7 protein-coding genes, 1 rRNA gene and 1 pseudogene are annotated in these 11,161 nt (G+C 70.5%); 2 read left to right on the top strand and 7 right to left on the bottom strand.

All coding sequences use genetic code 11. The annotated features are described in order from the left end of the window. Positions 1-85: ribosomal RNA gene (gene rrf / locus ACIHEI_RS34445) — 5S ribosomal RNA — on the top strand; the annotation flags it as partial. Between the two features lie 536 nt (positions 86-621). Here the strand turns inward: rrf and ACIHEI_RS34440 are convergent. The 5 genes and pseudogenes from ACIHEI_RS34440 to ACIHEI_RS34420 all read right to left on the bottom strand — a co-directional run bounded on the left by ACIHEI_RS34440 (position 622) and on the right by ACIHEI_RS34420 (position 5,589). Then, a complete protein-coding gene (locus ACIHEI_RS34440) occupies positions 622-786 on the bottom strand; it encodes a hypothetical protein (protein ID WP_396609516.1) in 165 nt (54 codons plus the stop codon). A 25-nt stretch (positions 787-811) separates the two neighbouring features. Beyond that, a pseudogene (locus tag ACIHEI_RS34435) lies at positions 812-1,084 on the bottom strand (MFS transporter); the annotation flags it as partial. Between the two features lie 130 nt (positions 1,085-1,214). Next, positions 1,215-2,726 (bottom strand): DUF2207 family protein, encoded by a 1,512-nt coding sequence (locus ACIHEI_RS34430; protein ID WP_396609514.1) that lies wholly within the window; start codon positions 2,724-2,726, stop codon positions 1,215-1,217. Further along, the gene (locus tag ACIHEI_RS34425) at positions 2,723-3,289 is read right to left on the bottom strand and encodes a LemA family protein (protein WP_396609513.1); all 567 of its coding nucleotides are present in this window, start codon (positions 3,287-3,289) and stop codon (positions 2,723-2,725) included. The genes ACIHEI_RS34430 and ACIHEI_RS34425 overlap by 4 nt, the downstream gene beginning before the upstream one ends. Before the next feature lie 179 nt (positions 3,290-3,468). Next, positions 3,469-5,589, bottom strand: coding sequence for an alkaline phosphatase family protein (locus tag ACIHEI_RS34420; RefSeq protein ID WP_396609512.1), 2,121 nt, complete (start codon positions 5,587-5,589; stop codon positions 3,469-3,471). 347 nt (positions 5,590-5,936) lie between these two features. Between ACIHEI_RS34420 and ACIHEI_RS34415 the strand changes: the two genes are divergently transcribed. Further along, complete coding sequence (locus ACIHEI_RS34415; RefSeq protein WP_396609511.1) at positions 5,937-7,169, top strand: C40 family peptidase; 1,233 nt, start codon at positions 5,937-5,939, stop codon at positions 7,167-7,169. Positions 7,170-7,221: 52 nt separating this feature from the next. Here the strand turns inward: ACIHEI_RS34415 and ACIHEI_RS34410 are convergent, their stop codons facing one another. Beyond that, positions 7,222-9,063 (bottom strand): alpha-keto acid decarboxylase family protein, encoded by a 1,842-nt coding sequence (locus ACIHEI_RS34410; protein WP_396609510.1) that lies wholly within the window; start codon positions 9,061-9,063, stop codon positions 7,222-7,224. Beyond that, complete coding sequence (locus ACIHEI_RS34405; RefSeq protein WP_396609509.1) at positions 9,060-11,153, bottom strand: flavin monoamine oxidase family protein; 2,094 nt, start codon at positions 11,151-11,153, stop codon at positions 9,060-9,062. The genes ACIHEI_RS34410 and ACIHEI_RS34405 overlap by 4 nt, the downstream gene beginning before the upstream one ends. Positions 11,154-11,161 lie beyond the last annotated feature (8 nt).

Here is an 11,161-nt window from a genome sequence, read left to right as displayed (position 1 = left end):
TTACATTCCGAACCCGGAAGCTAAGCCTCACAGCGCCGATGGTACTGCAGGGGGGACCCTGTGGGAGAGTAGGACGCCGCCGAACAATCATTCAGAAAAGCCCCTGTCCGGGAAACCGGGCAGGGGCTTTTCGTGTTTGGCCTCGATCTTTTAGCGCACCGACATGATGCCGGGCTGGTCCCGCAGATGCGGGGGGGGGGGGGGGCAGGAAGCGCGGCCGGTTGTACCAGACGATCGCGATTCCCGTCAGGCTGGTGGTGACGACGCCGGCGAGGAGGATCAGCAGTACGACGACCAGAGCTGCGGACGGCGGAGGTGGGGTCGTGCCTCCTATGACACCCGCGGCGCTGAGGTATCCGCCCAGGCCGATCATGGCGCCGAGGAAGCACCCGCACGCCCCGAGCATCAGCAGGGCACGTTCCCCTCCGGCCAGTACGTTCGCCGCAAGTGACCGCGCCAGGAACGTGGAGGGAGTCTGGCCTCGCCAGCTCCGGATCCCCTGCCGGACGAGCACCGTCCCGAACCAGATGAGGCACAGGGCGAGAACTGTTGTGAGGACAACCATCGTTCGGGCCTACCAATCGAAGAAGTCTGCGACGGCGTCAATGATCTCATCGGCTGTCAGATCAACGCCTCGGGAAAGCTCGAGGTTGGCGAGGGTGTTGGCAAGGCCGTGCCGACGTCGGGCGCGCGGACGGCTTCGACGGTCTCCCAGTCCTCGGCGCTGAGTTGGGCGAGGGCGGCGGAGAGGATGCCGTCCTGTTCCTTGAGGATGTGGTTGCGCAACTGGGTGAGGGCGTCGAGGAGCTGCCGCCGTGCCGCGGCGTTCCGGGGGTATCAGGCGTTGACGACGGGGGCGCCGATGGGCGAAAGCGGTGTCGCCGGTGCCGAGGAGGAAGCGGCCGGCGAGCAGCGCGGTGAGCGAGGAGCGGCCGATCAGGCCGAGGTAGAGCACTGGCTCGATGGTGGCGGCGGACACCAGCGGGAGCATCACCCGGCCGCGGTACCGGTCGGTGAGCGCGTCGACCGGGCTGCGGCCCAGGGAGCCGGTGATCACCGGAACGGCGGTCAGCAGCGACTGCTCGTGGAGGTGCTGGAGGTGCCTGGCCGCTGACCCCGTAACCGGTCGCCGTCGGCACACAGCGCTGCGCCCGGTGTGCGACGCGACCTGATTGCCGCACACCGGGCGCACCCGCCAAGGAAGTTGGACCCGCTCAGTCGGTGACGGGTTCCACCGACCTGATCATCCGCGTGCCGCGCGACACCGCGAGGCGGACCACGGTGCCGGGGGCGGGGGTGGGGGCGCCGGCGGGGAGGGCCCAGGCTCGGGTTTGGTCGGTGGTGCCGGTGTCGAGGGCGAGGAAGCGGGGGGCCTTGTCGCGGCGGCGGGGCTCCAGGCGGAGGATCTCGCCGGTGAGGGTGTGGGGGGCGCGCCGTTCCAGGGCGGCGAGGGTGAGGTAGTGGGCGGTGAGGGCGCCGAAGCAGACGATCACGACGGTTTCGGCGAGGGTCGGGCCCGGGTGGTTCAGGGCGTCGGACGCCCAGCCGTGGCGGCCGGCGAAGTTGCCGGGCATCATGCCGAGGAAGGCGAGGAACGCCGTCCAGCGGCTGAGGCGTCCGGCCACCAGGAGGGCGAGGACGGCGATGGCGACCCAGCCGGCGCTCAGCACCAGGCCGGGGCGGCGCACCGTCTCGGTCACGTCGGGGGCGGCCGCCCACTCGGGGCGGCGGAGGAGCGCGAAGACCGTCAGGCCGACGGCCACCACGGCTGCGGCGCCCGCGAGTTGGAGCAGCCGGGTGGTGTTGGCGCCGAAGCCGGGGCGGAGCCGGGGGTAGCGGATGCGGACGGGGCGCCAGGTGCCGCCGTAGGAGGACCAGACGCGGCGCTTGTCGCCGGAGTCGAAGCCGAGCAGGCGGGAGGTGCGGACGGTGACGCCGAGCGCGGCGGCGTAGGCGAGGTAGCGGTCCCAGACGGTGACGGCCGCGGGCGGGAGTTGGGCGAAGTCCTCGTGGGCGCGGAGCCAGGACTGGACTCCGGCCCAGTGGCCCGCGCGTTCGAGCCCGGACCGGGTCGCCCGTTCGCCGATGGCCAGCGCGAGCAGAAACCCGAGCGGGAAGATCGGAAGGGCGCCGAGCCCGGCTGCCGCGCGGACGCCGTGTCCGCCGGTGATGACGCCCAGCCCGAGGAGCACGCCGGGGGCGAACAGGCCGGTGAACAGCACACTGGAGAGCAGGGGGCCGAGCCGCGGCCGGGAGAGGCCGCGTCGGCGGGCCTCGGCGACGATCTCCCGGCGGAAGGCGCCGTTCCAGGCGGTCGCGCGTTCCTGCGCGCGGAAGGCGATCGCGCCGATGGGGGCGCCGGAGTCGCCGGCCTGCTCGGTGATCCGGTCGAGGACCCGCTGTTCGTAGGGGGCCAGGGCGGGGGCGCCCTTGTTGGTGAGGTGCACCGTGCTCTGCGCGGGGTCGTCGGCGGGCTGGCGGATCTCGACCAGTCCGCGCGCCGCGAGGTCCAGCAGGGTCGCGGCGGCGGCGTGGTCCACGGAACGCCAGTGGTTCGACAACAGGGCGACCACGGCCGGTCGTTCGGGCTCGTCGCCGAGTTCCTGCGTCGCGGGGCCGGGGCGGACGGCCCCGTTCCGGGTGGCGACCAGGGAGATTCCGTAGACCACGAGCCAGAGCGCGGCCACGCCGGCGCCGGCCCAGTACAGCTGGGCGTCGAGGCTCACGCGAGGTTCACCCGGGGTGCGTCCTGCGCGGTGGCCCCGGCCTCGAAGTACTCCCGTCGGGCGTGCCCGCCGCCGAACCCGGAGACGACGTTGCCGGGGAAGCTCTCCAGGGCGGTGTGGTAGGTCTGGACGGCGCTGTTGTAGAACTGCCGCGCGTAGGCGATCTTGTCCTCGGCGGTGGTCAACTCGGCCTGCAGCTTGAGGAAATGCTGGTCCGCCTTCAACTGCGGGTAGGCCTCGGCGAGGGCGAGCACCTTGCCGAGGGCGGCGGTCAGCAACTCCTCCGCGACCGCCTTGTCGGTGACGCCGAGCCCGGCCTCCTCCGCCGCCCCGCGCGCGGTGATGACGGCCTCCAGCGTGCCCCGCTCGTGCGCCGCGTACCCGCGCGCACCCTCGACCAGATTCGGTATCAGCTCGTGCCGGCGCTTCAGCTGGACGTCGATCTGCGCCCAGGACGCCTGCGTCTGGTTGCGCAGCCGGATCAGCCGGTTGTACGTCCTGACGACCCACCACAGCAGCACCGCGACCAGCACGGCAAGGACGCCGCCCACGACGAGACCCACGTTGTTCCCCCCTGTTGTCGAGACCTCTCGCCGGGATGTTCCGGCAGGTCGGGGGCGATCATAGGGCCGGCGACCGTTCGAATGCCCCCGATTAATCGAAAGCGGCAGCGAATCGAGACCAGGAGGGCGGCTGGCGGCGCCCGGCCGGGTGGGGCCGGGCGCCGGTGCGTGGGGCGGGGTCAGTTCCAGATGTCGTTGAGGGGGGTCGCGTACTGGTCGTTCTGGGTCAGGCGGCCGGGGAGGCGCAGGCCCTCTTCGACGGTGCGCAGGATGCTGTAGTGGTTGTAGGGGGCGGGGGAGCGGTAGCCGGGCTTGGTGAGGCCGGGGGAGCCGGTGACGATGGTGGGGATGCGCTGGCCGTGGTTGTTGTCGTCCTCGTCGAAGGTGATGACGAGCAGGGAGCGCTGCTGCGTCCAGGCGGGGGAGGCGAACAGCTTGGGGAGGTTGGTGCGCATCCAGGTGTCGCCGGTGGCGACGTCGCAGTTGTGCATGGTGTTGCAGCTGTTGGGCTCGAACCAGACGAAGTCGGGTGTGGTGGCAGGGGATTGGAGGTCGGACCAGAGCCGGGTGATCGGCTGGAGCTTGTCCTGGCAGCGGGCGGTGTCGCCGATGACGTCCTTGAAGTAGACGAACGGGATGTTGTCAGCGTCGTAGTTGCCGCTGGAGCTCAGGTTGCAGGGCGACTTCATGTCCTCGACATAGCCGCGCCAGGACCGGCCGGCCTGCTCGACCAGGTTGCCGAGGTGCGGCGAGGTGACGGACCCGGTGAGCGCCGGGTAGGGGTTGTCGGTCCGGCCGAAGGTGGAACCGCCGGACACCGCAAGGTAGTTGGGGTCGCTGGGGTGGACGACGCCGTAGGACTGGGTGAGCGTGACGCCGCTGTTCGCCAGCTGGTTCAGATAGGGCGCGGCGGAGCTGCCGATCACCTGGTCGTAGGACCTGTTCTCCAGCATCACGAAGAACACGTGGTCCAGCGAAGGCACTTGGGACGGGACGGGGGCCTGCAGGGCGGGTGCGGGGACAGCGGCCGAGACGGTCAGCGACAGGTTGTCCGCGTAGGCGTCGTTGTACGCGGTGCCGGTGCGGCTCGCCTCGCGGGTCAGTTGCAGGGCGACGGCGATGCTGCGGGTGCCGGCGGGGAGGGTGCCGGTGGCGGTGCGCTGGAGCAGGGCGGTGGCCAGGCCGCGGTCGGTGGCGCTGACCGGCCCGATCCGGGTGCTGCCGAGGGACGCGCCGGAGCCGCCCAGGAAGGTGGCCGTGAGGGTGGCGGTGGAGTTCTCCGTGGCGTAACCGCCCAGCCAGCCCGAGAGGTTGTACGTCACGCCGCCCGCGTCGATCGGGCCGGACGCGGCCGACACGTCGGCGGTCTGGGAGAGCGTGGAGCTGCCGACCGGGCCGCCGGAGAAGAAGGCGGTGCCGCGGTTGCCCGGGCCGGAGGTGCCGTTCGACGGGAAGCCGTTCGGCGCGCCGTACGCAACGGCGGTCGGGACGCCGGTGGTCTGCCAGCCGGGGAGCGTCACGCCGTCGTAGCCGCTGACGGAGGCGTCGGCGCACTCGGCGTCCCCGTTGACGATCAGGTTGGGGCTGCCGGTGGAACCGGGCGCGGTGACGGAGAAGCGGGCGGGCCGGGCGAGCGCCGTGTAGCCGTCGTTGGAGAGGTAGTTGGCCGTGTAGGCGCCCGGGGCGAGCGTGCCGGTGGCGAGGGAGACCGAGCCGGTTCCGTTCGGCGCGTAGGCCCAGACGGAGGCCGGACTCCCGCCCGGCTGCTGGCCGTTGTCGGGGTAGATGCCGATCCAGTTGGTCGCGGAGACCCGGCCGGTGCCGTAGGAGGCGACCACCGCCTGGCCCTGCGGGTACGAGGTCTGGCCGACGCACAGCACGCTGTTCTGGGTGTCGAGGACGGCCGAGGAGGTCACGGTGAACAGCACCGGCGCGGCCAGCGGCGTGTAGCCGTTGTTGGCGAGCAGGTAACTGAGGTAACTGCCGGGCGCCAGCGAGCCCGCGGCCAGGGTGACGGTGCCGCCGCTGTTCGGGGCGTACGTCCAGGCCAGCGAGTTCGTCCCGCTGCCGGGGCCCTTCGCGGGGTCGGTGGAGTAGATGCCGACCCAGTTGGTGGCGGAGGGCCGGTCGGTGCTGTACGTCACCGCCAGCGCCGAAGTCCGGCCCTGGACGTAGCTGGTGGTGGCCATGCCGACCGAGCTGCCCGCGGCGACGGCCGGGGTCGGCAGGAGCGGGACGAGCAGGGCCACGACGGCGAGGAGCAGTAGGTGCAGCCGTCGGTGCGCGGACGGGTTCCGCATAGGGGCACTCTCCTGAGGGTGGGAGGGCTGGGGATGGGTGCGCGCCAGGATCGCAGGCCCGGTGCTGCGGCCTCAAGAAGTACCGGCGGAACTCCTCGCGACGCCCGTGTGAAGAAGTTGTTCGGCCAACTGTCCCGCACCGAAGGTTTCGCCAGCCCCTACCGATCGGTAACGATCCGTCAATTTCCGGTTTCCGCACGCGTGTTGGCGGATCGTTGATAACCTGATTGCGCAGTCCCATGTCCTTCCGGGCTGGCGCAATGTGGCCGGCCGCCAATGTACGGTCAAGTCTTCTGTGTGCTGCGCCCATTGGGCCGGTGTCATGATCGCCGGAAGGATCCGCAGTCATGACTACGCGAGTAAACCTTCTGTCGCGATGGCTGGTGGCCCCCTTGCGGTGGGCGGCCCTGCTGTCGGTGCTGGTGTCGGTCGGAGTGTTCTTCGCCGGAGCGGGGGCGGCGCAGGCCGCGCCTGCCTGCGGGGTGCTGTCCACCGGCGGGGCGTCGCAGGCGAATGCCGCGGTGCGGGCGGCCTGCGGGCTGATCGGGACTCCGTACTCGTGGGGCGGCGGCCACGGTTCGCAGCCGGGGCCGACGTACGGGATCTGCGACTCGTCCAACGGCGCCCCGAACGACTGCAACGTCCGCGGCCTGGACTGCTCCGGGATGGTCCGCTACGCCTACTCGCTGGCGGTCGGCGCGGACGTCATCAACGGCACCACGCGGACCCAGTGGCCGACTTCGCGGGCGGTGGCCCGCTACTACCGGGCGGACGGGACGGGGCCGCTGCTGCCCGGTGACCTGGTGTACTTCGGCAGTACCGCCTCCACCATCCACCACGTGGCGATGTATCTGGGGCAGGGCTGGATCGTCGAGGCCCCGTACTCCGGCGGGTACGTCCAGGTGGCGGCGCTGTCCTCGCACGGCGACTACTACGGCGCGATCCGGCTCTACGGCGCGGGCAACACCACCCCGGCGCCGAACCCGCCGCCGGCGGGTGGCGGGCAGTACTGGGTGAACACCTTCGCCAACGCGCCGGTGTTCGCCTCGCCGACCTCCACCAGCAGCACGGGGACGCTGTACCAGGGCACCAACTACGTGTACTGCAAGACCTGGGGCCGTGAGGTGTCGAACGGCAGCGCCTTCAACCACTGGTGGCTGAAGACCGACCCGGACGTCGGCCCGAGCAGCCAGTGGGTGTCGGCGTTCTACCTCTCCGGGTGGGGCAACGACGTGGCCAAGGACAACAACGGCACGGTCATCCCGGACTGCGCGGGCGGCGGCGGCGCCCCGGCCCCGACCGGTAAGTACTGGGTGGACACCTTCGCCAACGTCCCCGTGTACGCCTCCGCGACCTCCGGCAGCGCCGGCCCCACCGGGACGCTGTACCAGGGCACCAACTACGTGTACTGCAAGGTGTGGGGCCGTGAGGTGTCCAGCGGCGGCAGCTACAACCACTGGTGGCTGAAGACCGACCCGGACGTCGGCCCGAAGGGGCAGTGGGTGTCGGCGTTCTACCTGACGCGGTGGGGCAGCGACCAGGCCAAGGACAACAACGGCGTGACCATCCCCAACTGCTGACACGACGCCGGCCCCCGTCGAGGACGGGGGCCGGCGTGCGTCGCGCGGGAGGCTACGGCGTCGGGCAGTTCTCGTCGATCTTGTACTGGAGCGCCCTCGGGTAGTCGTGCCGGCTGAGCCGGACGCGGGCCAGGATCGGCGCGTGGTTGAGCTGGTTGGTCGGGTCGGCGAGTTCGGTGAGGAGGGTGTCGAGCTCGGCGTAGGTGCTGAGCTTGAAGCCGTGCATCTGGTCCTTCTCGCTGCCGAAGACCTGGGCCAGCTTCTCGTAGTGCCACGGGTGCAGCACGTTGTAGAAGTCGGCGCCGTCGGACGGCTTCTGCTGGTAGTAGCAGGGGCTGACCAGCATCTGTTCGATGCCGTAGAAGCCTTCGTTGTCGAGGACGAAGACCACCGGCCGCAGGTGGTGGCGCACCTGGGTGGACAGTTCCTGGCAGATCTCCTGGAACGAGCCGTCGCCGACGAACACCATAGGGCGCTTCAGCGGCTCCTGCCGGCCGAAGGCCACGCCGGTGGCGGCGCCGACGGAGTAGCCGATGGACAGCCAGCTGTTCTGCGCGAGGAAGCCGGCCCGCTCGTTGATCCGCAGGTTCATCGAGCCGAGCAGCGAGAACGCCGCGTCCGAGACCACGGTGAACGGCGAGGGGGCCTTCGGGTCGCCGCCGGTGGCCTCGAACTGGAGGAAGTGGTTCATCCGTTCGAAGAAGCCGTCGTAGGTCAGCTCGGTCTTCTTGTGGTGCTTGGCGCTGAGCGAGCCCAGGAACTCGGCGGTGGTGGCGGGGACGTCCAGGCCCGCCTTGTGGGCCAGCGCGAAGTGGTCGGCCGGGAAGGTCTTTCCGGCCAGCGCGGTCTTCAACGCGGGGACGAAGTGGCGGAGTTGGACGTCGGGGAAGTACATGGCGCCGACGCTGACGCCGCCGCGGGCCGCCACGATCCAGTCGTCGCCGATGGACTGCTCGCCGTTCAGGTTCTTGGACGTGGACCAGGTGCCCAGGCCGATCCGGCAGCCCGCGTTCTTGAAGGTGTCGCGGATCTCCGGCAGGCTCGCCTTGCCGTTGTACACGCCGGCGAACAGCGGGTGCTGCTCGGAGACCACGGACTTCGCGCCGACGGTGGTGCAGAACTGCATCTTGGTGGCCTCGACGAACTCCACCAGTTCGTTCTCCAGCCGCTGGTGCATGAGTTCCTCGCCGGCCCACACGATCGGCGTCTTGAACTTCGTGATCAGCTCCACGGCCGCCGCCACGGCCTTGGCCAGGATGTCCTGGTTCCGCTTGGTGAACGGCCGCTCGTGCGCTCGGAGTTGACCCTGCGGGGGGTCGCAGGGCGCGTGCCAGAGGTCGTCCATGACCTCCAGGTAGACGGGCTTGCGCTCGGTCAGGCAGGCGGTGATGGCGCTGTCGATCTGCGAGGGCGCAAGACCGGGGTTGGAGAGCACCTGCGCGTCCACCGTGACCTGCCGGTAGACCTCCAGGTTGGCCTCCCGGCGCGGGCTCATGTGCGAGGTGAGCAGGCCCACCGCCTGGAAGTTGAGCCACTGTTCGTAGGACGGCGCACCGTTGATCGCGATCAGCGGCACGTCCTCGACGTACGCGCCGCCGATGGTGTTGAGCAGGCTGAACGCGCCCACGCCGTACGTCACCGCGACGGCGGCGACGCCCTGTTCGGGCTGGTCGGGGGCGGCGTCGGCGAGCCGCACCCGGGCGTAGCCGTCGGCGGCGTAGCCGGCGCCCATCTCGGTCGGGGTGCCGACCCAGCGCACCGACGTGGTGTCCTGCATGATCGACAGGAACGGGCCGAGCAGGTCGCCCGGCACACCGAACAGGTACCGGATGCCCAACTGTTCGAGCCTGGTGGCCAGGTAGCGACCCACGGTCCACTCGGTCTTGTTGCTCATCGCTGCAGTGCCTCCTCTTGGTTCTCCTGACGGAGCTGGACTTCGGGCCGCAGTGCCCGGCGCGTCGCGGCCGGCGCCGCCGCCTCGTGCACGGCGAGCGCCGCGCGGACGGCGGTCTCCACGGCGCCCTCGATCCAGGCGTGCTTGAGCGAGATGTGCTCGCCGGCGAAGTGGACGGGGCCTTCCGCCTTGCCCGCGTCGAGGTGGAAGCTGGTCATCTGGTGCGGGGTGTACACCGCCGCCTCACCGAAGGCGTACGGGTCGCGCAGCCAGCTCTGGGTCTTGCCGTAGCCGGTGTAGAACACCTCGATCCGGCGGCCGTGCACCGACTGGAGGTTGCGCAGCGCGTAGACGTAGCGCTCGTCGTCCTCCATGGAGTCCCAGCGCGCCGCGTCGTCCGACCAGCTGTAACTGGCCAGCACCACGCCGCCGCCGTCGCCCTCAGCCACCGGGTGGGACGGGTAGTACATGAAGCGGTTCGGGTTGTCGGTGGTCGAGCCGCCGCCGAAGCAGTCGGTGGCGGGACGGACGCTGGCCCGCAGCAGCGGGGTGTGCCGGTAGACCTCCAACTGGCCTTCGCTGATCCGGCGTTCGTCCACGCTGCGGTGCGCGCCGAGCAGCGTCTCCGGCAGGTTGCGCGGCGGCCGGTGGCCGTTGTGGGCGGCGGCCACGGCAGCCTCGGCGTCGTCCTCGCCCGCCCGTTGGTAGTACTCGTACAGACCCGGTGCGATGGAGTCGAGTTCGGCCTGCCAGTCCGCCTCGGTGAACTCCCACCAGCGGCGGGAGAACTCGAGCAGCACCTTGGTGGCCTGGTCGTAGTGGGTCTCGATGATCGCCCGGCGCTTCTTGTACGAGAACGGCGGCGTCACCTGGACGAAGGTCAGCGCCGAGAACGGCACGGTGACGATCGCCAAGTCGCCCTTCCAGACGGTGGGTTCGGCATCCGGCTGGTCCTCGGGGACGGTGTGGACGGCGACCTGCGGACCGACCGGGCCGACGTCCCGGGCGCCGCCGCCGTCCCGGCGCGGGTCCCAGTACTCCATGCGGATCATCCGCCGGCCCATCCGGAGTTCGTCCCGCAGCTGCTCGGCGAGGGTCTCGGGCAGCATCCGGGTGCCGCCCTCGATCTCCCAGTAGGTGACGTTCGGGTTGATGTCGCTGCGGCCCAGGAAGGAGTGGAAGAAGGCCAGGTGCAGCCGGGAGGTCATGTTCTCGATGGTGCCGATCGCCTCGATCGCCTCGTCGCTGAAGCCCGCGTACTCGCGCAGGAAGCGGCCCATCGAGTAGCCGTCGAAGTCGTGGATCACCCGGGCCCAGCCGTCCAGCCACTCGGCGAACGGCTTGTTCACCCGCTGGCCGTCCTTGAGGTCCGAGTAGTAGTCGCGCACCGGGTCCAGCGCCTGGCTGATCATCGTGGAGGTGGTGATCCGCGCCTCCTCGCCGGTGAGGTGGAAGCCCTCGTTGATGCTGGTCGGGTCGTCGGCGTACTCCTTGCGGCGGGTCTGGATCCGGTTGGTGCGGATCCAGGAGTTGTTGCGCTTGACCGGCTCGCGGAACTCGGGGCTGTCGGAGCCGTACTTCCAGACCGTGCCGTCGAAGGACTCGTAGACCACCGGCGGGACGGGCGCGTTCTGGTTGCCGGTGTCGGGGTCGATGTCGACGTTGAAGAACAGCCGCCGTTTCAGGCCGAGGCTGTCGATCAGCGCGAGGGTGAGCGGGTGGAAGCTGGGCAGCCGCATCGCCCCGGCCTCCGCGTACTGCTTCGGGTCGTGGAACGGGCCGTCGCCCTCGCCCGCGTTGTCGCCGGCGTGGAAGGTCTTGATCCGGCCGCCCACCCGGCTGGCGTTGGCCTCCAGGATGGTGACGTTGTGCCCGGCGTCCTTGAGCAGCTTGCCGGCGACCAGGCCCGCGATGCCCGCGCCGATGATCAGCACGTCCTTACGGGCGCCGTTCGGCGGAATGCCGTCCTTGATCAGGACGTCGAGGTAGCGCAGCTTCAGGTCCTCACCGTCCGGGCCGACCAGCAGCAGTTCGCGGGCCAACTGCTGGGCGGTGTGCCGGCGGGCGCTCTCGTCGGAGGGGTTCTTCACGGGTGTCT

It is taken from the genome of Kitasatospora sp. NPDC051984 (assembly GCF_044593455.1).
Classification (GTDB): Bacteria; Actinomycetota; Actinomycetes; order Streptomycetales; family Streptomycetaceae; genus Kitasatospora.
This window is presented reverse-complemented; position numbering and strand designations above follow the sequence as displayed.